Origin of the sequence: Mixta mediterraneensis (assembly GCF_014946725.1) — a bacterium.
GTDB classification, from domain to species: Bacteria; Pseudomonadota; Gammaproteobacteria; order Enterobacterales; family Enterobacteriaceae; genus Pantoea; species Pantoea mediterraneensis.
In genome coordinates, this window is sequence record NZ_JACFXY010000002.1 from 451,981 (window position 1) to 474,961 (window position 22,981).

The 22,981-nt window shown below is 50.0% G+C and carries 22 protein-coding genes and 2 pseudogenes; 11 read left to right on the plus strand and 13 right to left on the minus strand.

Annotated features, from left to right (window positions below):
* Window position 1: 1 nt before the first annotated feature.
* The 4 genes from trpCF to H2P46_RS06425 all read left to right on the plus strand — a co-directional run bounded on the left by trpCF (window position 2) and on the right by H2P46_RS06425 (window position 3,865).
* Window positions 2-1,363 (plus strand): bifunctional indole-3-glycerol-phosphate synthase TrpC/phosphoribosylanthranilate isomerase TrpF, encoded by a 1,362-nt coding sequence (gene trpCF / locus H2P46_RS06410; protein WP_193404331.1) that lies wholly within the window; start codon window positions 2-4, stop codon window positions 1,361-1,363.
* Window positions 1,364-1,409: 46 nt separating this feature from the next.
* Window positions 1,410-2,600 (plus strand): tryptophan synthase subunit beta, encoded by a 1,191-nt coding sequence (trpB, locus tag H2P46_RS06415; RefSeq protein ID WP_193404332.1) that lies wholly within the window; start codon window positions 1,410-1,412, stop codon window positions 2,598-2,600.
* Entirely contained in the window at window positions 2,600-3,403 is an 804-nt protein-coding gene (gene trpA, locus H2P46_RS06420; RefSeq protein ID WP_193404333.1) for a tryptophan synthase subunit alpha, read from the plus strand. The genes trpB and trpA overlap by 1 nt, the downstream gene beginning before the upstream one ends.
* A 147-nt stretch (window positions 3,404-3,550) precedes the next feature.
* Entirely contained in the window at window positions 3,551-3,865 is a 315-nt protein-coding gene (locus H2P46_RS06425; protein ID WP_193404334.1) for a BON domain-containing protein, read from the plus strand.
* A gap of 47 nt (window positions 3,866-3,912) precedes the next feature.
* Here H2P46_RS06425 and ompW read toward each other — a convergent pair whose 3' ends face one another.
* Window positions 3,913-4,545 (minus strand): outer membrane protein OmpW, encoded by a 633-nt coding sequence (gene ompW / locus H2P46_RS06430; RefSeq protein ID WP_193404335.1) that lies wholly within the window; start codon window positions 4,543-4,545, stop codon window positions 3,913-3,915.
* A gap of 253 nt (window positions 4,546-4,798) precedes the next feature.
* Here ompW and H2P46_RS06435 point away from each other — a divergent pair, with 253 nt between their 5' ends.
* From H2P46_RS06435 to yciA, 4 genes are all read left to right on the plus strand, one after another.
* Complete coding sequence (locus H2P46_RS06435) at window positions 4,799-5,215, plus strand: YkgJ family cysteine cluster protein (protein ID WP_193404336.1); 417 nt, start codon at window positions 4,799-4,801, stop codon at window positions 5,213-5,215.
* Between the two features lie 27 nt (window positions 5,216-5,242).
* Window positions 5,243-5,977, plus strand: coding sequence for a YciC family protein (locus H2P46_RS06440; RefSeq protein ID WP_193404337.1), 735 nt, complete (start codon window positions 5,243-5,245; stop codon window positions 5,975-5,977).
* Between the two features lie 56 nt (window positions 5,978-6,033).
* The gene (locus H2P46_RS06445) at window positions 6,034-6,570 is read left to right on the plus strand and encodes a septation protein A (protein ID WP_193404338.1); all 537 of its coding nucleotides are present in this window, start codon (window positions 6,034-6,036) and stop codon (window positions 6,568-6,570) included.
* Between the two features lie 994 nt (window positions 6,571-7,564).
* Entirely contained in the window at window positions 7,565-7,987 is a 423-nt protein-coding gene (gene yciA, locus H2P46_RS06450; protein WP_193404339.1) for an acyl-CoA thioester hydrolase YciA, read from the plus strand.
* A 179-nt stretch (window positions 7,988-8,166) separates the two neighbouring features.
* On the opposite strand, the gene tonB is transcribed toward yciA, so the two are convergent.
* Window positions 8,167-8,898, minus strand: coding sequence for a TonB system transport protein TonB (gene tonB / locus H2P46_RS06455; protein ID WP_193404375.1), 732 nt, complete (start codon window positions 8,896-8,898; stop codon window positions 8,167-8,169).
* A gap of 201 nt (window positions 8,899-9,099) precedes the next feature.
* Between tonB and H2P46_RS06460 the strand changes: the two genes are divergently transcribed.
* Window positions 9,100-9,396 carry a YciI family protein gene (locus H2P46_RS06460; RefSeq protein WP_193404340.1) on the plus strand — a complete coding sequence of 99 codons (297 nt, stop codon included), beginning with the start codon at window positions 9,100-9,102 and terminating at the stop codon, window positions 9,394-9,396.
* Window positions 9,397-9,771: 375 nt separating this feature from the next.
* On the opposite strand, the pseudogene H2P46_RS06465 reads toward H2P46_RS06460, so the two are convergent.
* A pseudogene (locus H2P46_RS06465) lies at window positions 9,772-9,933 on the minus strand (glutamate 5-kinase); the annotation flags it as partial.
* Between the two features lie 417 nt (window positions 9,934-10,350).
* Here H2P46_RS06465 and H2P46_RS06470 point away from each other — a divergent pair.
* On the plus strand, window positions 10,351-11,514 hold the full coding sequence (locus tag H2P46_RS06470; protein WP_193404341.1) for a tyrosine-type recombinase/integrase: 1,164 nt from the start codon (window positions 10,351-10,353) through the stop codon (window positions 11,512-11,514).
* Window positions 11,515-11,583: 69 nt separating this feature from the next.
* On the opposite strand, the gene H2P46_RS06475 is transcribed toward H2P46_RS06470, so the two are convergent.
* The 10 genes and pseudogenes from H2P46_RS06475 to H2P46_RS06520 all read right to left on the minus strand — a co-directional run bounded on the left by H2P46_RS06475 (window position 11,584) and on the right by H2P46_RS06520 (window position 22,367).
* Entirely contained in the window at window positions 11,584-11,997 is a 414-nt protein-coding gene (locus H2P46_RS06475; RefSeq protein WP_193404342.1) for a tail fiber assembly protein, read from the minus strand.
* 3 nt (window positions 11,998-12,000) lie between these two features.
* On the minus strand, window positions 12,001-12,915 hold the full coding sequence (locus tag H2P46_RS06480) for a hypothetical protein (RefSeq protein ID WP_193404343.1): 915 nt from the start codon (window positions 12,913-12,915) through the stop codon (window positions 12,001-12,003).
* A gap of 64 nt (window positions 12,916-12,979) precedes the next feature.
* Window positions 12,980-14,059, minus strand: a complete 1,080-nt coding sequence (locus H2P46_RS06485) for a DUF6453 family protein (protein WP_193404344.1) — start codon at window positions 14,057-14,059, stop codon at window positions 12,980-12,982.
* Window positions 14,059-16,731: a phage tail tip fiber protein gene (locus H2P46_RS06490; protein ID WP_193404345.1), complete on the minus strand. Its 2,673-nt coding sequence runs from the start codon at window positions 16,729-16,731 to the stop codon at window positions 14,059-14,061. Before H2P46_RS06490 ends, H2P46_RS06485 begins: the two co-directional genes overlap by 1 nt.
* On the minus strand, window positions 16,731-17,129 hold the full coding sequence (locus H2P46_RS06495) for a DUF6950 family protein (RefSeq protein WP_193404346.1): 399 nt from the start codon (window positions 17,127-17,129) through the stop codon (window positions 16,731-16,733). The genes H2P46_RS06490 and H2P46_RS06495 overlap by 1 nt, the downstream gene beginning before the upstream one ends.
* A 6-nt stretch (window positions 17,130-17,135) precedes the next feature.
* On the minus strand, window positions 17,136-17,720 hold the full coding sequence (locus H2P46_RS06500; RefSeq protein ID WP_193404347.1) for a hypothetical protein: 585 nt from the start codon (window positions 17,718-17,720) through the stop codon (window positions 17,136-17,138).
* A complete protein-coding gene (locus H2P46_RS06505; protein WP_193404348.1) occupies window positions 17,720-18,313 on the minus strand; it encodes a hypothetical protein in 594 nt (197 codons plus the stop codon). The genes H2P46_RS06500 and H2P46_RS06505 overlap by 1 nt, the downstream gene beginning before the upstream one ends.
* 14 nt (window positions 18,314-18,327) lie before the next feature.
* Window positions 18,328-20,811: pseudogene (locus H2P46_RS06510) on the minus strand (phage tail tape measure protein); the annotation flags it as partial.
* A gap of 411 nt (window positions 20,812-21,222) precedes the next feature.
* Window positions 21,223-21,951 (minus strand): hypothetical protein, encoded by a 729-nt coding sequence (locus H2P46_RS06515; protein ID WP_193404350.1) that lies wholly within the window; start codon window positions 21,949-21,951, stop codon window positions 21,223-21,225.
* Window positions 21,952-22,034: 83 nt separating this feature from the next.
* Window positions 22,035-22,367 carry a hypothetical protein gene (locus tag H2P46_RS06520; protein ID WP_193404351.1) on the minus strand — a complete coding sequence of 111 codons (333 nt, stop codon included), beginning with the start codon at window positions 22,365-22,367 and terminating at the stop codon, window positions 22,035-22,037.
* Window positions 22,368-22,416: 49 nt separating this feature from the next.
* Between H2P46_RS06520 and H2P46_RS06525 the strand changes: the two genes are divergently transcribed.
* On the plus strand, window positions 22,417-22,917 hold the full coding sequence (locus H2P46_RS06525) for a hypothetical protein (RefSeq protein WP_193404352.1): 501 nt from the start codon (window positions 22,417-22,419) through the stop codon (window positions 22,915-22,917).
* Window positions 22,918-22,981 lie beyond the last annotated feature (64 nt).

Below are 22,981 nucleotides of genomic sequence, written 5' to 3' on the forward strand. Positions count from 1 at the left end.
CATGCAAGGTACAGTGTTAGATAAAATCGTTCAGGACAAAGCAGTTTGGGTTGAGGCGCGCAAGCAGCAGCAACCACTGACCCGCTTTCAGAATAGTGTGGAACCGGCAACACGTAATTTCTACGATGCGTTGCAAGGAACACGCACCGCCTTCATCCTGGAATGTAAGAAGGCATCGCCATCCAAAGGGCTGATCCGCGAGGATTTCGATCCAGCCGCTATCGCAGGTGTCTATCGTCATTACGCTTCAGCCGTGTCCGTATTAACCGATGAAAAATACTTTCAGGGCGATTTTGCTTTCCTGCCTGTTGTCAGCGCCGCGATCACCCAACCCGTGCTGTGCAAAGACTTTATTATCGATCCTTATCAAATCTATCTGGCGCGCCACTATCAGGCCGATGCGATTTTGCTGATGCTGTCAGTGCTGGATGATGAGCAATATCGTCAACTCGCTGCTGTTGCGCACAGTCTGAAAATGGGCGTGCTGACCGAAGTCAGTAATGAAGAAGAGCTTGAGCGCGCCATCGCGCTGGAAGCGAAAGTGGTCGGTATTAATAACCGCGACCTTCGCGATATGTCCATCGACCTGGATCGTACGCGCCGACTGGCGCCGCGCTTATCGCACGGCGTGACGGTCATCAGTGAATCTGGAATTAACAGCTACGGCGATGTTCGCGAACTCAGCCATTTCGCCAATGGCTTCCTGATTGGCTCTGCGCTAATGGAAGAGGATGATCTTCAAAGCGCGGTTCGGCGCGTTACGCTGGGCAGTAATAAAGTCTGCGGCCTGACCCGAGCCGAAGATGCTCAGGCCGCTTATGCTGCCGGCGCGATTTTTGGTGGCTTGATTTTTATTGAAGGCTCACCACGCTATGTGGATAACACTCAGGCGAAATCCGTCATGACGGGCGCTCCGCTTAGCTATGTGGGAGTTTACCGTAATGCATCAATTAGTGACGTTGTCACACAAGCGGATGCCCTCAATCTGGCTGCGGTTCAGCTTCACGGTGATGAAGATCGCGCTTACGTCGCGGCGTTACGTGCAGCCTTACCTGCGACGATACAAATCTGGAAAGCCATGCGTATTGAAGGGGCATTACCAGAGCGCGACTGGACGCACGTTGATCGTTATGTATTTGATAACGGTAACGGCGGTACGGGCCAGCGCTTTGACTGGTCACTGCTAAAAGATCAAAAGCTACATAACGTATTGCTGGCAGGTGGTTTAAGGGCTGACAACTGCGTTGAAGCCGCACAACAAGGTTGTGCAGGACTCGACTTTAATTCTGGCGTGGAAAGTACGCCGGGCCTTAAAGATGCCAGCAAAATCGCTGCCGTATTCCAGACGCTTCGCGCCTATTGATTTGCCGGCCCCGTATGACTGCGGGGCAGAATAAGGAAAAAAAAAGATGACGTTACTGAACCCCTATTTTGGTGAATTTGGTGGTATGTACGTACCGCAAATCCTGATGCCAGCCCTGCGCCAGCTGGAAGAAGCCTTTGTTGATGCACAAAAAGATCCCGCCTTCCAGGCCGAATTTACCGATTTGCTGAAAAACTATGCAGGACGTCCCACTGCCTTAACCCTGTGCAGCAACCTGACAAAAGGCACCAAAGCCCGCCTTTACCTGAAGCGTGAAGATCTGCTGCATGGCGGCGCGCACAAAACTAACCAGGTGTTAGGTCAGGCGCTGTTAGCCAAACGCATGGGCAAAAACGAAATTATCGCCGAAACCGGCGCTGGTCAGCATGGTGTCGCATCAGCGCTGGCCTGTGCGCTGCTTGGCATGAAATGCCGTATTTATATGGGCGCTAAAGACGTTGAACGTCAGTCGCCCAATGTTTTCCGCATGCGTTTAATGGGTGCCGAAGTGATTCCGGTTCACAGCGGTTCCGCTACGCTGAAAGATGCTTGTAACGAGGCGCTGCGCGACTGGTCTGGCAGCTATGAAAACGCACACTATATGTTAGGTACTGCGGCTGGTCCGCATCCCTTCCCAACTATCGTGCGTGAATTTCAGCGCATGATTGGTGAAGAGACCAAAAAACAGATTCTGGAAAAAGAAGGTCGTTTGCCAGATGCCGTGATCGCCTGTGTTGGTGGCGGTTCAAACGCCATTGGCATGTTTGCTGACTTTATTGATGACGCCAGTGTTAAGTTAATCGGCGTTGAGCCAGCGGGACACGGTATTGAAACCGGCGAGCACGGCGCGCCGCTTAAACATGGCCGCGTGGGCATTTACTTCGGCATGAAAGCGCCAATGATGCAAACGGAAGAAGGCCAGATTGAGGAGTCTTATTCAATCTCTGCCGGTCTTGATTTTCCCTCTGTTGGCCCGCAGCATGCGCATCTCAACAGCACTGGTCGTGCCGAGTACGTGTCAATTACCGATAATGAAGCGCTGGCTGCCTTTAAACAGCTGTGCCGCTCTGAAGGGATTATCCCGGCGCTGGAGTCGTCCCATGCCCTTGCCTACGCGCTGAAGATTATCCAGGCGGAACCTGAGAAGGAGCAGCTGATCGTGGTCAACCTTTCCGGTCGCGGCGACAAAGACATTTTTACCGTTCATGATATTTTGACAGCGCAGGGAGAAATCTGATGGAACGTTACGAGCAACTATTTAAACGTTTAGCGGCGAGTAAGGAAGGCGCTTTTGTACCGTTCGTCACGTTAGGTGATCCCTCACCTGAACTCTCTTTGCGCGTGATTGACGCGCTGGTTGACGGCGGCGCTGATGCGCTGGAGCTGGGTATTCCTTTCTCCGATCCCCTGGCCGATGGCCCGACAATTCAAAACGCGACCTTACGTGCCTTTGCGGCGGGCACCACCACCGCGCAATGCTTTGAAATCCTCGCCAGTGTGCGTCAAAAATATCCCGAGCTGCCCATCGGTTTATTGATGTATGCCAATCTGGTGTTCTCCAACGGCATTGACGCATTTTATGCACGCTGTGCTGAAGCGGGTGTTGATTCGGTGCTGGTCGCTGACGTGCCGGTGGAAGAGTCTGCCCCTTTCCGCCAGGCCGCGTTGCGTCATGGTGTCGCGCCAATTTTTATTTGCCCGCCGAATGCCAGCGATGATTTGCTGCGTGAAATTGCTTCCCATGGTCGCGGTTATACCTATCTGTTATCGCGCGCTGGGGTTACCGGTGCAGAGAAACGCGCCAGTCTGCCGCTACATCATCTGATTGCCAAACTGCGTGAATATAATGCCGCTCCGCCGCTGCAAGGCTTTGGTATTTCCGAGCCGGGCCAGGTGAAAGAAGCCATCGCAGCGGGAGCCGCAGGTGCTATCTCTGGTTCAGCGATAGTGAAGATCATTGAGAAACATCACGCACAACCTGATGTAATGCAGAACGAGTTAAAAGCCTTCGTTAGCAATCTTAAAGCGGCCAGCCGTTAATCCTCCTCATGCCTTATCTTCGGGTAAGGCATGATTTTTCTCTCTTTCTTGTGCCCTGCTATTTGCTCATTTTGAATTTTCTGAACCACAATTAACCATGCGCCGTTATGGTAACGTCGCCTCACATTTGTGACAGGGAGAGAAGCAATGAAATGGTTTAAAGTGCTGGCAAGTGCGTTAATTGCGGGGGTGGTTGCGCTGACGCTGAGCGCCTGTGCGCCGACATCGACTAAAGAAGGAACCGGTGGCTACATTGATGACACCGTAATCACCACAAAAGTTAAAGGTCAGCTACTGAAAGATGACACGTTAAAGTCAACCGAAATCAACGTAGAAACCTTTAAAGGGAAAGTTCAGCTAAGCGGGTTCGTCAGCTCGCCACAAATGGCGAATCGCGCAGTAGAAGTGACGCGTAACGTAGCGGGTGTGAAATCTGTCGTGAACAATATGCAGATTAAGTAGCGCATATTTCTCCGTCAACAAGGCCGCTTCACAGCGGCCTTTTTTCGTCAGAAACGGTAACCCGCGCCGAAAAAGAATACCCAGGGATCGACGCGCATATTGATATTTTGCTGCGCGCCATTGGCTTTAAATTTCACTTCGGTATCAATATCCATATACCACACTGACGCATTCAGCATCCAGTCGCGGTTGATCTGATAATCCAGACCGACTTGTCCCGCCATGCCCCATGAATCTTTAACGCTTAAATCGGTCAGACCCGCGTCACGTCCGGTTTGGTTAAAATCGGCGTCATAAAAAGTGGTGTAGTTGATACCCGCGCCAATATACGGGCGCACTTTACTCTTGCTGTCAAAAAAATAGTATTGCGCCATCAGCGTAGGTGGCAACTGTCGTACTGTCGCCAGCGTGCCGGTTGGTCCTAAGCCGACCTTATGGCGGAATGGCGTCGCGGCCAGCAGCTCCACACCAATATTGTCGGTTGCCATGTAGGTAAACGTCAGGCCCAATTGTGTGTTGTTGCTGGCGCTAAAAGACCCCATGCCCAACACATTATCGGAACCTTCTGTAGGACGAACAGTGGCGCTGCCAGCGCGCATAAAAAAATCGCCAGCCTGATGAGCCAGCGCAAGTTGTGGTAGTACCAACGTCAGCAGCATCGCGCATTTTGCCAGTTTCATGGTCACTCCTTTGCAGAATTTGATAGTTGACGACGATGTCAGTTATTTGTCGGCAAAGATTTAACTGAATTTTCTGGAAAATGCATCCAAATCAATCGAATTAAATATCTTATAAAACAATGAGTTGATTCAGATCAATTTTGACGCTTTCTCGCGCTAAAAAATTTCGCTTGCCGGGCATTTCCGGCAGGATTATTTTGCTGATCTTCACGGGTGATTTTGGTTCGATGCCTCAGGAGCGGCGGGTGATCAGATGAGCGAAATAAACAATCCTTGTATTAGCTGTGGTGCATGTTGCGCCCATTTCCGCGTTTCTTTTTACTGGGCCGAAGCTGACGATGCCGGCGGTCTTGTACCGACCGAATTAACCGAACCGCTTAGCTTATTCATGCGCAATATGCGTGGCACCAACGATCGTACCCCGCGCTGTGTGGCGTTGCAGGGCGAGATTGGCGGCTGTGTTTCCTGCGGCATTTATGAACAGCGACCTACGCCCTGCCGCGAGTTTGCCATGTCGGGTGAAAACGGTGAATGGAATGAAGCCTGCGATCGTGCCAGAGCGCGTTATGGTCTGCCGGCACTTTTTCATCCATCTTTACCTGTAATGACAGAAAGTTATGCCACAGCGGGTGCCAGCGAGCTGCCAGAACATGTACAATCGCCGGGTTAATTAACCCGGTTCCTCCAAGGAGTGTACATGTCTATCACGGCGAGTTCGTTATACCGTGACACTGGAAATTTTTTTCGCCACCAGCTTTTAACGGTGGTGCTGTTGTCACTATTGACTGCTTTTATCACGGTTATGCTGGCTCATGTCATGACGCCCGGCGCAGATCAACTGGCGATTCTGCAACAGGGCGATTCCAGCGCCACTTCCCTGTTTGAAATGGTCCAGAATATGACACCCGAACAACAAGGCGTATTACTACGCGCTTCCGCTGCTGGCACTTTTGCCGCGCTGGTCGGTAATACCTTGCTGTTAGGTGGCATGCTGTGTCTGATCCCTATGGTTTCTACCGGTCAGCGCGTGAGTGCGTTGCGCGCCATTGGCGCTTCCGCACCGCTGCTGCCGAAACTGTTACTGCAAACTTTCCTGATCACTCTATTGGTTCAACTTGGCTTTATGGTGGTATTACTACCCGGCGTGATTCTGGCGATCCTGTTGTCGCTGGCCCCGGTAATGTTAGTCAGTGAAAAAATGGGGGTGATAAGTTCGCTACGCGCCAGCATCAGTATGGCCTGGAAGAATGTGAAACTGATTGCGCCTGCCATTATCCTCTGGCTGCTGGCTAAGATCGCGGTCATGTTTTTCTTCTCGTCGTTGACCGTGTTGCCGGTAAATGTCACCTCCGTAATGCTGACTGCGGTAGGTAATCTGGTTTCCGTCGTCTTGATCATTTATCTGTACCGGCTCTATATGCTGTTACGTTAAATGTCAGTGCGTCTTCGGACGCACTGATTAACGCTCCTGCCTTTACTGGAATGACTATGAAGCAGTTACTTGATTTTCTCCCCTTAGTGGTTTTTTTCATTTTCTACAAAATGTACGATATTTTTGTTGCTTCTGGCGCGCTGATCGTCGCAACTGGCTTAGCCCTGGTTGCAAGCTGGGTGCTGTACCGCAAGCTGGAGAAAATGACCATTTTCACGTTTGTGCTGGTTGCGGTATTTGGCACATTGACGCTGGTTTTCCATAACGATAAGTTTATTAAATGGAAAGTAACGGTAATTTACAGCCTGTTCGCCCTGGCGCTGCTATTTAGCCAATGGTTTATGAAGCAACCGTTGATCCAGAGTATGTTAGGCAAAGAGCTACAACTGCCCGATTACGTCTGGCGCCGTTTAAATATTGCCTGGGCGCTGTTCTTTTTTATCTGCGGTCTGGCAAATATCTATGTTGCGTTTTGGTTACCTCAGGAAATGTGGGTTAACTTTAAAGTATTCGGTCTGACAGGCCTCACCCTGCTATTTACCCTGTTCAGCGGACTTTACATCTGGCGACAAATGCCGCAAGAAAAAAAGTAAACCTCAGCAATTAATCGTTATATTCATTCGTTGAGTAAAAAGCACCGTGACGATGAGCAATCGGTAACAGGCGAATAAAACTAAGTCAGCGATGTCAGGTCAATAGCCTGGCATCCCGCTGAATTAGTAGCTATTAGCGGAAAATATCTTGCGACACACGCCACAAGTTTTATCGGATAGCTTCTGTCGCTGTTTTTACTCCTCTTGCCCAAAACTAATGGCAATCATGTGCTGCTTTGTTAGTGCTAACTCCGCCAGGCTGGATGGTTGCTTATGGGCAACCTGCTCGCCTTATCGTTTTCTGCTGGCACTAACTATTGATCATCTCTAAATGATGAAGCCTTTCATCAACATGCTGCCCTTTTATTAACTGAGGGAGAGGCACTGTTTCATTTATCGGTTTACTCAAATGATGAACGTGAATAAAGCGTGACCGCTTATTAAAATAGTCGCCAGGGCTAACGCCAGCTTATCCACTTTACTCATCGCTCTTTCCCCTCCGTCAGCTTAATAAAAGTGAATGCACCGCATCGCTCAGCATGGACTGGTGCCAGGCGCTTTAGCGTTGCGTTACGAAATTGTTACCTGTGTTTCCTTGCGTGCGGCAAGGGTATTGCTAAATAATTGCTAACGCTGAGCGATATGGATGTATTCTCTGTCGATACAAGAGAACGGTCTTACCGGTCAACCGTGTCACTCTGATATGACTTCTGTTTTCCCGTAACACTGACCCGGCCGCTGTCTGAAGTGAGCGTTGTGTTTTCGGTAGCACTACCCTAAATGCAGACAAACTGAAGTCATTTAATCATTTCGCAGTTAAACCTATCCGGGCAGCAAATAACTTTATGCCCCAGGTTTGCTTTGAGATACGCACAATAAATAAGCTGATTAAACGGCTATCAGGCCGATTTCACTCGAATAAAAAATGAACCTGCCCGGTACGCTGGGTATTTTTGGGCGCTTGTCGCCATCACCTGCATAAGAAACGGAAACAATGGACGATAAGCATACATTGCCGCAAGGCGAAATGGTGTTGCGTACCTTAGCCATGCCGGCGGATACCAATGCCAATGGCGATATATTTGGTGGCTGGCTCATGTCGCAAATGGATATGGGCGGCGCAATTCTGGCGAAAGAGATTGCTGAAGGACGCGTGGTTACAGTGCGCGTGGACGGCATGACTTTTCTGAAGCCGGTCGCGGTGGGCGATGTGGTGAGCTGTCACGCGAGTTGTATTCGCTCCGGTAACAGCTCAATGACAATTAACGTCCAGGTGTGGATCAAAAAGGTGTCATCAGAACCGATTGGGCAAACATATTGTGCTACAGAAGCTGTGTTTATTTATGTGGCGGTCGATGATGAGGGAAAATCCCGGCCATTGCCACCGGGACGAGCGAATCAGCAGTCGGGTATTTAACATCACGCATTTCCAGCCAAAGTGAAGGACGATTGGTGAAGGCGGCATAAAGATATTCATGCCGCCACGTCTTGCGTGTCCATGCAGCTGACGCTTAACGCCAGCGTCCCTCACTTTCGCCTTTATGCAGTGCCTGTTCCGTTAACGCCGGTGAAAAGATGCGCCCAAAGAGCGAGCTATTACTCAATACTCGCACCGCCCTTCATTTTAAACACGATATTCATCGTCAGATTTTGCCCCGGACGGCCGCTCTGATACCGCCACTTTTTCATTGCCATCTTGACTTCACGCTCAAACATATTGCGCGGCTCAGCTGACAGGATGCGCACGTTATCAACGCGCCCGTCACTATCAACATCAAACTGCACACGAACCCGGCCTTCTATGCGCAATGCATACGCACGCGTTGGATACGCAGGCTTGCCCGTTTGAATCGCTTTGGGCCCGTTTGATACCGATTGCGTCTGAGCAGGCGCCGTTTTCGGCGCAGTGGACGGCTTAGTCTGTGTTATTGGCGCATCTTGTTTAAACGGATTCGCCTGCGGCTTGCTCTCCGGTTTCACTTCGCGCTTCGGCTGTTCGCGCCTGTGCTCAGGTTTGGGCTTCGGTTTAGGCTTAGGCTTCGGAATAGGGACTGGCACAGGCTTTGGTGGTTCAGGCGCCGGTTGTGGCTCTGGAACCGGCTCAGGCTGTGGCTGCGGCGGCGTAGGTTGCACAACCGCTGGTGCCGGTTCGGGTTGCACTTCAGGTGCCACCATGGTCACGCTAATCGGCTGCGATGCCCTGGGAACTTCGATAACCTGATGAAACGAGGCGTAAAGAATTCCTGCAATCACCGCACCATGGAGAACAACGGAAATCAACATGGAAATCGGCGCGCGTTTTGGTAATGGCATAGTCAGCGTGGTCATAGCATTCGCAGTCATTGAGTGAAGTAGCTATTTTAAATGCAAATAGCAATCAGTTGCAATAATTGCGGTAATCGGGGCGAAAAAAAGCGCTTTTTAAGCCCTTTATGCTGAGCTGAGTTCCGCTTTTATCTTTCGTTTGCACTCTGATTGACGATCACTTAACGTGTTGCGAGATTCTGAAGGATTAATGGGAGCTTCCTGGTGCTTTACGTCATTTATGCCGAAGACAATACGGATTCACTGGAAAAACGTAATGCGGTGCGCCCCGCTCATCTGGCGCGCCTGAAACTGCTGCATGAAGAAGGCCGGTTGATCGTTGCCGGACCGATGCCTGCGGTAGACAGTAATGATCCGGGCGTAGCTGGATTCACTGGCTCGACAATTGTCGCTGAGTTCCCGTCTTTAGAGACTGCGCAATCATGGGCTGAAGACGACCCGTATATTGCTGCTGGCGTATATAAGCATGTCTCGGTCAAGCCATTCAAACGCGTATTTTAACGAAGAGTAAAAAGATTATTAATCAAGTGGTTACATTAAATAATGTGACCACTTATTTTTTAAAGGTACACATTTAGGTACACATAGTTTTGGTTGTTGCGCTTTTTCTTCCTCGCAGGCATTTCAATTTTCTAGCGTCGGTTTCCGCCCAGGGTAAAACCACCATATAAAGATCCTGCCGCTTCGCTAGCGTTTAACAAATCCCCGCCTATCATCAAATTGTCACTTCTACTTTTACTTCCCTAAGATGTTGACCATGCTCATTGGAAATGTTTAGCACCGGATTGTGCTGAGCCCGGCCACCCACCAGTACCGGGCTTTTATTTTTAGATCGTCGGCCTCCAGTTCTCTCCCAGCGTCAGCACTTCCACTATCACCGCGCCCAGTGTAAATGACCTGCGTTTCACCACCTGTTTCAGTTGCCGGGTCCCATTCGCCCTGGATGATGTAGAGACCATCGAACGTATTCACAGCATCCGCAAGGTCATCATCAAACGCTTCGGCCAGTTCAGCCTGAATTTCTTCACGCATTCCCATTAGCGATACACCCTGAAGGCGAGAGGATTTCCCATCCACGGCTGGAGCAGAGCCAGTGCCAGTTGTACGGCCGCCGGCAACAAGAACGTCGAAGTATATTTAACTCTCTGTAATTACTGGTCTATTCTGCATTCACAAGAGACAGAGAGGCAAGTAATGGCAATGTTATGACTCCATCATGGCACCGTTGTGACGCCACTATTCTGGCACTGTCAGTTTTCGCACCAGGCTATTCGAATCCGAAACAGGATTCGAACCCGTGATTCGCCACCCTCCCCAGCAGTTCGCCAAATCCCCTTACCATCAGGCATTCGCCAGTTAACCCGTTCGCATAAGTTCGCCATAGTTCGTTGACAGCCAGTTAATCGCCTGGGTAAATTCTGGGTAAATCAATTTTACCCACCCGGATTTTACCCAATGCTCACTATCAAGCAGATTGACGCCGCCAAGCCGAAAGAAAAACCCTACCGCGTTGCGGATGGTAATGGCCTGTTCCTTTATGTGCCAGCATCAGGGAAAAAGGTCTGGCAGGTGCGTTATCAGTTCGAAGGTAAAGAGAAGATTCACACGATCGGAAAGTATCCGGAGATCGGCCCCGCGGATGCTAGGAGCATGGCATTCGAGCTGAAGCGAGATTTAGCCATCGGCCTTAACCCTGCAGTGAAGAAAAAGCAGAAGGATAAAAAACCCGATTCGTTCAGCACGATTTTCGAGGAATGGTATAAGCACAAGAGGCAGGTGTGGTCTGAGAAGTACGCCAGCGAGTTACGGCGCATGTTTGATGATGACATTCTTCCTTATATCGGAAAGATGCAAATGGATGATGTGGAGCCTATGGCTCTGCTGAAGGTGATACGCAGGTTTGAAGACAGGGGCGCGATGGAACGTGCCAACAAAGCGCGCCGCCGCTGTGGTGAGGTTTTCAGATACGCCGTGGTCACCGGTCGGGCAAAGTACAACCCAGCGCCAGACCTTGCCGATGCGATGAAAGGATACCGGAAAAAGAACTACCCATTCCTTCCCGCCGAGCAGATACCGGCTTTCAATGCCGCGCTCGCCACTTACTCAGGAAGTGTGATTTCTCGAATTGCCACTCAGGTTCTACAATACACCGCCATGCGCACGAAAGAAATGCGCAGCATGCAATGGGCAGGAATTGATTTTGAAAACGACATGATCACCATCGACGCGGAGGTCATGAAGAATCGCAAGATGCACGTAGTTCCCATGTCGCGCCAGGTGAAAGAGTTGCTTAACTTCATTAAGCCAATCACCTCGCTTTCCCCTTTCGTGTTTCCGGGACGCAATGACAAATCCAAGTCAATCAGCGATGCCGCCGTTCTGCAGGTTATTCGTCAGATAGGATATGAAGGGATTGCCAGTGGTCACGGCTTCCGTCATCAGTTCAGTACTGTTCTGAATGAGCATGGTTGGCCCCATGACGCCATAGAGAGACAGCTAGCGCACGTAGACCGCAACAACATCCGCGGCATCTATAACCATGCTCAATACCTCGACAAGCGCAGAGAGATGATGCAGTGGTGGGCGGACTGGCTGGATGGTAAAGTAGTGAGTGACTAGCCTCAAATTACCCACCCCGCAGCCTGCTCAGACCGGCGCGGTCTACCTCTGCCCTGTCGCCGGGCTTTTTTAAATTGCTGGCTTTGTAGGCCATTGAACATCAGGCGCGTCACTTAAGTCTGTATCATTAAGCACATCGATGTAATCCATCCAGGCGTTCAGTTTTTCGGTTTCGTCAGTGGTCAGCTTCCGGCCCATAAGCAGCTTGGTCTGCCATACGGTTATTGCGGTAGTGGCTTCTGCCAGCAGCGAATCACGCTGCGCCTCAGCAATCGCTACATAATCAGGCTCGGGTATTTTCTCTAAGCGCGGACCTTGCTCATCAAATACAGAATAATAGCCATCAGGAGGGTTGAAAAATTTATCGTAATCCTCATCTGATATATCAATTAAATCATCAGGAAGAGTTCCTGCTTCTATATAAGGAAGCTGGGATATTTCGTCAGAAGGGTAAAAACCTTTTGTTGATATGCTGTATTTCATTATTTAATACCCCATTACTACATACGATATGCGGCAGTTAGATGATGTTTGGCCGTTAACATGAATATCAAAATTAGACAGACGTGTAGTATTTCCATTTATTTCCATCACAGATGTACCTCCTGTGTTGTCGCCTAAACAGACCACAACAAAGCCCCTTGATGTAGTGAAAGACGTAGGGAAAGAAACTGTAGCCTCTCCTGATACGTTAAGCGAAACAACATTTGAAGCATGTATAATGCGCATAGTCCTGGAAGCTCCAGGAATATCAAAACAGCTTACACTGGCCTGACTAAATCCTGCATTAGCAAGGCTAGCCCTGAGCGCAGTCGTACTGACCCAGTTCATCACATTAATTCCTGTGATATTATTGCCGTTAAGGGCCAGAGGTCCTGACATTGTGCCACCCGCAGCAGGCAAAGCGCCGAGATTAGCTAATGCTGTAGCTTTATTTGCAACACTGGACAGATTATCCGCTTTAGTAAGAACATCCGTGGTGTTTGCTTTTGCGTTTAGCGAAGTGGTGATGCTATTCCAGGACGGGCCGCTATATTGAATTCCGTCTGGCAAAGTGACTGTGATATTTCCTGTTGCGCTGTAAACTTGCTGCCAGTTTGCCTTGTCCAGGTTAAGCCCGCGTATGGCATAAGTAACCTGCGCGGCCAGCTGTGCCGTAATAGCTGCCATCGTGCCATATGGAACCGGCGTCCATGACTGAGCGGAAGCTGACGGGCCTGTGTAATTTTCAATGAGCGTTAAGGAAGTATCTGATTCGATAGATTTCACGCCAAGCGTATAAGCTACGCCGCCGACAGTTGAGACCAGAAAGTCATTTACTTTCAGCTCAGTTGAAAATGCTGTTCCAGAACCGGTGACGGTTGCAGAATTGTTAGTCAGGGTAATAGTGCCTGCTGGCATAGTTTATCTCCGGGCAATAAAAAACCCGGCGCGGTGGCCGGGTTATATTGTTTTAATTGGTTGTTCAGAAGTAATAGCTGGCATCAATACAGGGTAAGCGACACGACGCCTGAACCGCTTTGGGAGCAGTGCCAACCAGTATTTCTGACCCAGCTGAGCGTGCTCTGGCGCTCGAAACAGAGTTCCCGCTCATTTTCATTCCTGACTGTAAACATATTCTGTATTGCCAGCCATTGGACTCCCTGGTGTAGTCGCCCCTTTGCATGCCCAAACTACAGAGCGGGATCATGGGCTGTGAAACACTGCCTGTCGGATTGGCCCATGAAAGCACTTCGCCTGTACTGTCGTCATAGTTCTCGTAACCAGGAATATCGTAATATGCGTCTGGCCACATTACTGGTGGATACCTGCTTGAATAGGTCACCTGGTTAGCTGCGTTGCGAATAACCATACCGTATCCTGAGACGGGTAAAGCGGGTGTAAATCCACAAGATACGACCACAATTTGTATGTTTGAAACAGACCCACCCTGTTCCGACCCGTTTGTGCTACTAAAGGCATTGTATGTCCTTATGGTGTTAGTATCCCTGTCCAGAAATAAAGGCGTATTCGCGTCCGACCATCTGGCAAAAACAATATAGTTACCCAAAGCAACAATATCGGAAGGTATCGTCCAGGCCCCGTTTATACTTATGGTGCTTCTGTATGTAACAAACCCCAGATACGACGTATCCGTGATTTCCATGAAGTTAGCACCGTTAGTAATCCTGACACCGTATACTTCGCCAGGACTGGCTGCATAAGCCACGGAAAAGACATCCACAGTTCCCGCATAGTTATTTGCTGTGGCTGCCCCGTTTGTGTTATTACCAACATCATACGTTAGCGTGTTGCCGCTGTAACTCAGGGAGCGCCCATAGTAAATATTGGTCGGACTTGACGGGTTTCCTGTTTCATAAAGATTTACAAGGTTTCGCGGCACTATAATTGGCATTGAGTTGGACGGCATTTGCTTTAAGTTAACGGATCGCGCCGCTGCCGGTAAGGCTGCACTACCAAGGAACGACGCATACCGCATAGAGCCATCTAAAATAAGTGGCTTACCCCCATCATCAGGGGTAATTCGAATTCCAAATGTGGCCATTAGTTAAGTCTCCCGGCTTTAAAGCGCTCAACTCCATTTGAGTCATAAACCGCCATCCCTTCCGAATTAAACACAGTGCCACCAGCCGTGCCGCTCCCGCCGTACAACTCAAACGAGCCGTCAGCGCGCATGATTGTCCCTGATCTGCCTGACACATAGTTTGCTGAATACCAGGATCCAATCTTGGCGAGAGTTATCGAGGCGTAGTTGATTAACGCATCATTTATAAATACCTGACCATTAACCGCAGTGAAAGCCAGCTGATAACTTTGATTGGATGTGTTATAAACTGCAAAAGTATCCGCGCTGAACAAAGCAAAAGACTGTGTAGACCCGCCATTTCCTTCAACACCCAACTGCATCCCGGCAACATACTTCATTCCGTTACTATCAATCTGGACTTTTACGCCCCACTGGGCAGACAGCTTTCCGCTGAGGTCTGCGTAAGCACTTGATACCTGCTGTACAGATGATGTGTTCTCATCTGACTGAGCCTGAATCTGCTCAAACTTCTGAGCGTAGGCGCTATCATTATTGGCAATCGTCGTCTGAACGCTCAGTATATCAGCCCGGTTTTTCCCTGACTGAACCATCTGATGAGTGGTCGTAGAGTCACTGTCCAGAGCCGCCTGGAGAATCCCTTCAATACTGGTATCTATCTGACCGCTGAGATTTTCGAATGCCTCAGAGTTGCGAATTCCCTCGTCTATGTAGTCAATAAGCTCACCGGTGTCCGTGTTGCACACAACGGGTACTTCAACAAACGCTGACGTGCCAAACGCGTTTATTGTGCGCACATACCAGTAGTATGTTGGGCCAATTTTAAGTTCGTGAGCAGTCCAGTTGCTGCCAATACCAGACCGGCTGGCGTTTGCTTCAACTGTAGACTGACTGGAATTGGGAAGCTGTGTTAACCCTGAAGTCCAGAAATCAAACTGCGTCGAAACATTTGTGACCTCATTAATGCGAGGGATGAGAGTTACAGCAAAATAACCCTGCTTTTGTTCAACTGCAGAAGGAGGCGGTGGCGCTTCGATGCTGAATTCAAGATATGCCTCTGGAGACCAGGCTCCCATCTGGTTCACCGCTATTATATGCGCGGTATAAGTATCGCGAAGCAGGCCGGTCAGGCGAGTAAACGATCCCGGCACCTGAACGGAAAGAACCAGCTCTCCATCCTTACGAATAAGGACCTGGTTATAAACGTACTGGCCGATGTTCTGCCATGACAGTACGCCCTGCACAACCTGACCAATTTCCTCAACGGTATATTTGAGGTTCTGAGGCTGAGCTACGCCACCTGTAGGAAGCTGCGTGAATGGTGGCCGCTCAATGGGCTTACCAATGGCATCAGCCCACACCTCGGCAGTTTCCTGCTTCAGCGTCAGTTGCACGCCATTCTGGATGCCAAATTTCCAGTCGGTTACCCGCATTTCAACATCAACGATACCCAACGAAGGGAAATTGACCTTCACATACATACCGGGCCGATAACGATACCCACTTAAGTTGAGGGTAATGTTCATCGTTCTGGATATGCGGGTGCGCTTAAGTTTAATATCTGCAAGGCGCTGAGCCTGAAACTCGGAAGTAACAAACCTCAGTTTTAAATCCTGGGATATTTCTACCCCATCTTCAGTGACCCATTCCGTAACAGATACAGTCGGAAAGTCGACTTCTGAGTATCGCTGCTGTGGATCGGTGAACGTGCCTTTAATGGTATTGACTCGATCGGACTGTGAAACCTCTGGCATGATTTCAATATCGCCAGCCAGCTGACTTTCAGTGATAACCTCGGTGGCAGGGCCATAATAGGCACCCACCAAAATACCGTGCTTACCAGCAATATACGTTGCTTCGCCTGAGCAGGCTGAAAGCATAGATTCAAGGATGCTTGCTTTGTTTTCGCTCAGATCAAATTCACCATTGATGGTGTAGCGTGGCTCAGTCTGATCGCTTTCACTTGTGACACTTTCATCACATATGTTTGCAGCCTCCTGGAACTGGTCCCAGTTGATATTGTCGTCGGAAACCTTCAGGTAATTCCGGTAATAATCCAGAATGCAAAGAGCGGCGTTGTTGCTGTAAACGGTCAGGCCAGTGCGAGGGTCATAGACGGTGCGACCCATCTTTTCTGCGGTTATATTTGGGATGCCGGACGGGAACTTCTCAGCGTCAAACTTAAGTGTGACCCTTAACCAGCTGATGCCCTTGCCAATCATGTCGTCTTTCCATGACGGCGAATTATCCAGCATGTATGGATCCGCTGTTTGCCGGTCAATATGCACTTCGTATGACGCACTGTCGCCATAGGTCGAAATGTCATCATCACCAAGGTAAATTGCCCCAACGCCGGTAATTGGGTGACCGGCGAGCGTTATTGCAAGGTGTAACAGTTCACCATCAGTCTGATCGCCTGCCTGCTCTTCGGAAAAGAAGAGTGTCCCGGCTGACAGTGTTTTCCCATAAACAACCGTCTTGGCGCTTGCGGCGGCGCGCAGCACCTGCTTCCTCTCCTGCATATCTCTGTATGAATCGATAGAAGGCTTCTTTGCCAGCGCCTGAGAGGCGATCTGAGCGGCCACGGTGATCACCATGGCAATAGCATATGCTTCATTTGCCACAGCAATGCCTGCGGCAACAGAAGCGATGACTGGAATAGCTGCAGGCATCAGCGAACCCTCCATGCGCTCAGCGGCTTAACCCGTAACCCGACCAGACCTCTCTCTCCTGGTACCCAGACGGCGCCGCCATAAATGACCCCGGCGCATCTGCGTCCAGCATTCTCAATCACGGCAATATCACCACGCTGTGCAAGCGCTGGCTTCACTTCATCAAGAAATCGTGCCATCACCTTCTCGAGTGAACCACCGCCACGCAACAGAGCCTTTTTGGCACCCGTTTCGCTGTCATATGTACCCCGGAATTCTGCGGCGAAATCCTCTCCGCACATCGCTTTGACGCAGTCGGCAGCGAACAGGCAGCAGTCATGCTCACCCCATAAAAAAGGCCACTTTTCAGCGGCCTTAATCAGGGTTACCAGGCTTTTTTGCCAGTCAGAATTTTTCATAAAACCTCACGAATAGGTAAATCCCGGTGCGTCCTTCTGGCTCCCCCAGTAAATAGACCGTTCTGACATCTGCGCAACATAGCGAAATATGCGATCACCTGGCTCAACTGACTGTTGAGATTCATCGGTATAACGGTCAGGGAACGGTCGCTGCCAGTCCTCAAAAATGTTGCTTACTGTGTATTGCAGGGCATTGGTTTCGCCAGCGGTTGCCCCGGTACTGGAAACCTTCCCCTGGAAAATAAGGTCAGCAACCTGCGGGACGCCGTTGTCATCAATAGCCACCAGAAATATTTCTGCGGTTCTCCCTACGCAACGCTCATTCAGGGTCGTGGCAAAGAGGGATATATCCAGACCAGACAGCGTGAGTTTTAGCTGTGAGGGACTGGTGGTGCTTGTCTCTGAAACATCATCGATAGCCCCCATCCTGCCCATTCCGTAATACACGAATCCATTCAGGGTTAGCGTGCCTGTTCCCGAGTGAACATATACTGTTCCCGATTCAAACTGCACGTTGGCGGCGATTGCCACCGTCACTCTATCCCGTGACATCCAGTCGACCATGGAGTCTGAAAATGGCGAATACTGCATCAGAATGCCTCCTCAAATTCGATGGTGGTTGATGAAATCAGGCCGGGTGAGCGCTTAAAAACGCCTTGTGAATTATCTGCCAGTTTGAAAATCCCCCACGGTGACTGAACCTCTAACGGGCTGTTAGCATCCGGCGATGAGCGGAGCATTGGGGCGAACGTAATTGCGGCCACGCCTGATGCGTCGCTGGTTACATCTGCTGTCACCTTTTTCAGCTCTGAATTTACGGTGAAATAATCCCCCGCCTTCATCACGAGGGTGTTAGCTGTCCATCCGCTCGTGGTCAGTGTTGTGCCAGTCTGCTCTGGATCTGAAACCTGCGGGTTGCCAGCAGGCGCTTTGCCATCCCTGCCCCAGTCCCTTATTCTCACCCGCCCGTACTCTCCATCCAGTGCGGCTATAACCGCCTCAATCTTTCTGGCCTGGTTTTCATCAAGAACCGAATACTCCACGGTGCACTTCCACCGGGAGCCGGGGAACCGGGCTGTCTGTGATGAGCCGTTAAATGGGGAGCGAAAGGTTTTGGTGTTTGATTCGAGATGCCAGTCTAACGAGGAAGGATTTGGTCCGGGCCACTCCAGTACATCTGCCATTATTTACTCCTTATTTATACGCCCAGCAATCGGCGACCCTGCCCTCTGGTCTGGAAGTCCTGCAGCATGTCCTGACGCGCCCGCTTAGCGCCGTCTGTTGCCCCCTTACGCGCAGCCTCTTCCATGGCTCTCTGAAGCGCTGCGTCACCATTCCCGCTTACCTGAATGGTCTGATGAATTATCGTATCACCAGACTTCACAGAGGCTGCCTGGCCTCCGCCTACCATCCTGACGCCCAGCGAGCCATCAGAAGAGCGCGTGAGCGGCATAATTGCCTCTGGCCCCGCCTCGCCAAATACGCCAGCACCTTTAGCGAAGGCAAAGAATTTTGGTGAGTCGTAGATGTCCCCGCTGTAAGCGCTCAGAGATGGTGAGTCGTATACGCCACCCTTCGCGTTAAGCTTGAGGTTGCTGTAAGCACCGCTGGAGAAGGCATTGCTTGAAGATGCAGCCGAAGCGGCTCCTGATGCTGCTGCGCCGCCAAAAAGGCCACCCAGACTGCCTGACAGGCTTGAGCCTATCCCTACCAGAGACTGACGGATAGCGATGCGGGCGATATCAGAGAGCACAGAGTTAGCGAAATCAGAGAAGGATGCCTTGCCTGTCGTAGCGAACTTCACCAGGGCATCTTCCATATTGCCGAAGGCATTGGTGAAAAGCTGTTCAGACATCGCAGAAACGTTCGCAGCGCTGTCCTGATACTCCTGCCATGCACGCGATGCGCCGGCAGTGAATGAGCCGCGTAGCTGGTTCATTCGGGCTATGTGGTTGTCGTAGTTGCTCAGCTCCGTCTGCAGCGCCTGCTGCTGCAGCTGAATCTCTTGGTCAATCTCTTCGCGGGCAATATCACTCGTAGCCGACGCCCGGTTCTGGCGAAGCTGCGTGATTTTGTCGTTGTAGGATTGCTCGAGTGAAAGGCGCTGCGTGTACTGCTGCTGCTCGTTCTGGCTCAGTCCACCGCCGGCGAATAGCTCGTCGGTTGCGTACTGGCTCTGCCGGTTGGTGATGGTTCGCGTGATGTCAGCGCGCGCCTTATCCAGTGCCAGCAGCTTCTCACGAGTTTCAATCTGCCGCTCAAGCGCCGCATTCTGCTGCAACTGAGAGGTGATGAGGTCGGCGCTGGCAAGCAGTGATTTCTGGTCAGCGGTAAGCGTCTGCTTGCTCTTGATGTCTGAGAGCTGCTGCTCCCACTTAATCAGCGCCTGCTGCTGCGTGCCAATCTTCTCGCCAGTGTCGGCCTGGCTCATCAGCACCTGCTGCTGCTGACGCAACTGGTCAAGCATCCTTGCACCGGCGTCTTCTGTATAGGCTTTCCCCTTAGGCTGCTTGGGATCCTTATACATGTCGTTTATGCGAGAAACTCGGCGGGCGTACTCCTCTGCGGTAATGGCGCCGGCCTTCAGGAAGCTGTTTTCTTTCTCGATAGCTTTAGCCCGACGCTCGGCGTTGTTCATGTACTGCTGGCCGGAGCGATCTGCTTCCTGTTGTGTCTTTATTGCTTTGTCTTGTCGTTCTTGGTAATCAGAAATGGCGTTATTCAAAACCCCCTGAGTGGTTATCTGACTTTTCAGGGTGGCTATCTGTTGCTCCATTTCGCTAATGTTGTAGCCATTAGCATTTGCCGTAAACCTGTTCCAGATTCCGCCTTCTGCTTGTCGCTGCCGGGCATCGGCTAGGCTGGCTTCTAATGTTGCAAGTTGGTTTTCTGGTGACTGAGTCCTGCCGGAGTCACGCATAGCGTCCCAAGCTGCCGATGCGGAAGACCAAATGCCATCCCACGCTCTTTCAAGATCGCTGAGATTATTTCTAATTTCTACTGTGCGCCGGTTAAGTTCTCCTGAATACGCCACGGTAGCCAGACGTGCAGCATCGGTAGTGTTGCCTTCATCCTGCAGAGCTTTAATGCGGTTATAGGTCTCGGCTGACAAGAAGTGATATTGCTCGTTTAACTTAGCTATCGCATCAACCGGGTCTTTCGCTATCTTTTCAAAGTCAGAAAGCATTCCGTCCGTAGCCTGACCGGTCGCTTTACTCATGTTGATGATAGTCGCTGTAACTTCCTGAAGTGTATCGCGAGAGATTTTACCTGATGCTACGACCCGATTTAGTACTGATGCTGCGTTGCCGACGCTAGTGTTTGTTACGCGAGCAACCTGCTGTGAAATTTGGCCTAATTGCCCGGCCGTAACGCCTAGGGTATTGCCGCTGAGTATCAGCGATTTGTTGAACTCATCTTGCTCTTCCGTTCCCTGATAATAAGCAAGAGCTAGCGCCCCCATTGATGCAGCTGCAACAGTAGCTGGATTCACCAAGCCGCTGATATAAGTGCCAACGCCTCGGATTGCTGGACCTATACCTCCAAACATATCCTTTAATTGCCCGCCCTGTTGGAGCAGCACCATTAATGGATTTTGCCCACCAGCCAAGCTAACGGCAATATCGGTCATCTGCGCAGGAATCATGCGCATTTGATACGCTGCTTGTTTGGCTGAAATTCCTGCCTTCCCAGCTGTATCGGCGAAACCAGTAAGGCGACCTCGAGCATCCTCAATTTTTTTCGAGTACTCACTAAACGTGTCAGTATCGATAAATCCTTTAGCCTGAAATTTAGCAAGTTGACGTTGCTGGTCGTCTAAACGGTTCAGGGCAGCATTAACTGGGTCAATCCGGTCGAGCAGGTCAGAGAGAGCTTTCGCTTCCTGATCCGTCGCCTTAGCTGTCTTGCCAGCGCTATCTGCGGCCTTCTGCCCGGCCTGCGTCATCTTTGCCAGTGCGCCTGCAAGGCCTTCTGCGTTACGCTGCGCACCAGTGCTGTCGATGACGATCGCAAGGCGTGATTGTTGTTCAGCCATGTTTTCTCCAGGCAATAAAAAAACCCCGCCGAAGCGAGGTTTCTTTGATTATCTTGTCTACATTCTTGAGTCAGCCATGAGGTTCATGACCTTCAGCGCTGAAGTAAAATTACCTAGGCTGATAGTTTCATCTTGATTATCACCATCAGAGGATGGGCTTCTTACTATCGCCTTCTTCCCTTCTGTAAAAGCAGAAATTATGGCTTGTGACTGGTCAACATCAAATCTACCGTCAGAATTACTTTTTAAGGCTTTGCTTTTATCAACCCTCACAAAGGAAGTTCCTCTTTGCGCGCCCCGACCAGCCGCCACTACCGTATAACCATTCCCTTGCTTAAAGATAAAAAGGTTTTTCTGGTGAATGTTGCATGTCACGCTGTCATCAATTGCATCTTTAGAGCATGCCGCCACCCATTGCTCTGATTCGGAATTCCCTTTGATGATTGCCGCGCCTAGATGATGAGGAATCTCTACTTCGTTCCCGTCAATATTAGCTACCTCATTCACTACCAACTGATTGACACCACTTCCAAGGTGGTCTTCCATAAGGAGACAGTTCAGCTTAGATTCAGGTAAGAGCCTATACTTACTGTAATAAGCATCCGGAATCGATATTTTTAAACCTTTAACGCTTTTTTTTCCTTCCTTTGAATATGTGTCGCAATTCAAAGAAGCCGCATCAGCCTTAGACTTTAACCACTCAACTTCATTCGGCGTCAGGCTTACCGAAGCAAATACTGGCAGACCAAATAAACATAACAGCGCAGCGAAAACCGCCTTCTTCATATCCCTATCCCCATGAGGTTTTATGGGATAAATCCTAAAGCCTATCTTATGCAATTGGAAGCAAGAAATAACCTAACGTTGCATCATCGCTCTCTTAACTCGCAAGCAAGATTGAAAGCATCATCGGCCATTTCCTGAAAAGCATCGTATAACAACTTCTGTTGCTTTTCGGACAGTCCACACCATTCAGATTTTAGCTCGTCTGAGAAGCGCGCGCTCCACTGCTCGTTATCGCCAATGCGCTCCCATGACTGATTATCAGCACCACGATTTACTTCCATGGTTTTTACAGGTATGTGATCAAACCTTTGATTATTAAAACCAGAACCTTCTTCGGCTTGATCCAGAATTCCTATACGAAGACGCTCCCTTCCATCAGAGTCAAAATACGAGTAAAAAGTCTGTGTAGATTCCATTTTTCCTCCGGAAAACACATAGAAAAGTGTCAAATTAAAAGGAATGACTGTGAACAAAGCTATTTTCGAATCTATGTTTATCAACAACGATACAACATGGGGCAGAGTGACATCCGCACTAACAAGCGAAGATGACATCGGCGTAGTTTTACGGGTCCACCTGATAACAGAGCAAATGATTGAGGCCTTCTGCTGCGCAGCTTCAGGCAATGCAAAGTTTTTTGAGGGCTTCGGTGAGAGCCTTACGATGTCCTACGCCGCCAAGCTAAAACTTGCTTCTAATTTTGGGCTGAATAAATATTCATATGATGAATTGAAATACGTCAATAAGGTGAGAAATGCGCGCGCTCACAAAATAGACAACGCAGCTCTTACTGAAAAAGAAATATCAGACCTTTTGAAACTTATCCGTAGTGGTGGCCAGGAAGATGAGGTAGACAGCAAGCCATTCGGCCTGCAGGTAGATGGCAAATCCGTTTACCTTAACAATTGTCGCTACCGATGTAAAACTGGCCCACCTGCCGATGTAAATCTGACCCACCTAGGGTAAAAATGGCAGTTTTAAGGCACTGCCAATGATGACATTGGAGACCAGAGTGGAGATTAGTGTTTTA

Excerpts from the sequence above, each read along its gene's own strand:
- ompW (WP_193404335.1), bottom strand. The coding sequence starts at position 4,545 with ATGAAACTGGCAAAATGCGCGATGCTGCTGACGTTGGTACTACCACAA.
- H2P46_RS06440 (WP_193404337.1), top strand. The coding sequence starts at position 5,243 with ATGTCTATCACGGCGAGTTCGTTATACCGTGACACTGGAAATTTTTTT.
- H2P46_RS06485 (WP_193404344.1), bottom strand. The coding sequence starts at position 14,059 with ATGGCCACATTTGGAATTCGAATTACCCCTGATGATGGGGGTAAGCCA.
- trpCF (WP_193404331.1), top strand. The coding sequence starts at position 2 with ATGCAAGGTACAGTGTTAGATAAAATCGTTCAGGACAAAGCAGTTTGG.
- H2P46_RS06445 (WP_193404338.1), top strand. The coding sequence starts at position 6,034 with ATGAAGCAGTTACTTGATTTTCTCCCCTTAGTGGTTTTTTTCATTTTC.
- H2P46_RS06505 (WP_193404348.1), bottom strand. The coding sequence starts at position 18,313 with ATGGCAGATGTACTGGAGTGGCCCGGACCAAATCCTTCCTCGTTAGAC.
- yciA (WP_193404339.1), top strand. The coding sequence starts at position 7,565 with ATGGACGATAAGCATACATTGCCGCAAGGCGAAATGGTGTTGCGTACC.
- H2P46_RS06515 (WP_193404350.1), bottom strand. The coding sequence starts at position 21,951 with ATGAAGAAGGCGGTTTTCGCTGCGCTGTTATGTTTATTTGGTCTGCCA.
- tonB (WP_193404375.1), bottom strand. The coding sequence starts at position 8,898 with ATGACCACGCTGACTATGCCATTACCAAAACGCGCGCCGATTTCCATG.
- H2P46_RS06425 (WP_193404334.1), top strand. The coding sequence starts at position 3,551 with ATGAAATGGTTTAAAGTGCTGGCAAGTGCGTTAATTGCGGGGGTGGTT.
- H2P46_RS06520 (WP_193404351.1), bottom strand. The coding sequence starts at position 22,367 with ATGGAATCTACACAGACTTTTTACTCGTATTTTGACTCTGATGGAAGG.
- H2P46_RS06490 (WP_193404345.1), bottom strand. The coding sequence starts at position 16,731 with ATGCCTGCAGCTATTCCAGTCATCGCTTCTGTTGCCGCAGGCATTGCT.
- H2P46_RS06470 (WP_193404341.1), top strand. The coding sequence starts at position 10,351 with ATGCTCACTATCAAGCAGATTGACGCCGCCAAGCCGAAAGAAAAACCC.
- trpA (WP_193404333.1), top strand. The coding sequence starts at position 2,600 with ATGGAACGTTACGAGCAACTATTTAAACGTTTAGCGGCGAGTAAGGAA.
- trpB (WP_193404332.1), top strand. The coding sequence starts at position 1,410 with ATGACGTTACTGAACCCCTATTTTGGTGAATTTGGTGGTATGTACGTA.
- H2P46_RS06475 (WP_193404342.1), bottom strand. The coding sequence starts at position 11,997 with ATGAAATACAGCATATCAACAAAAGGTTTTTACCCTTCTGACGAAATA.
- H2P46_RS06500 (WP_193404347.1), bottom strand. The coding sequence starts at position 17,720 with ATGCAGTATTCGCCATTTTCAGACTCCATGGTCGACTGGATGTCACGG.
- H2P46_RS06495 (WP_193404346.1), bottom strand. The coding sequence starts at position 17,129 with ATGAAAAATTCTGACTGGCAAAAAAGCCTGGTAACCCTGATTAAGGCC.
- H2P46_RS06480 (WP_193404343.1), bottom strand. The coding sequence starts at position 12,915 with ATGCCAGCAGGCACTATTACCCTGACTAACAATTCTGCAACCGTCACC.
- H2P46_RS06435 (WP_193404336.1), top strand. The coding sequence starts at position 4,799 with ATGAGCGAAATAAACAATCCTTGTATTAGCTGTGGTGCATGTTGCGCC.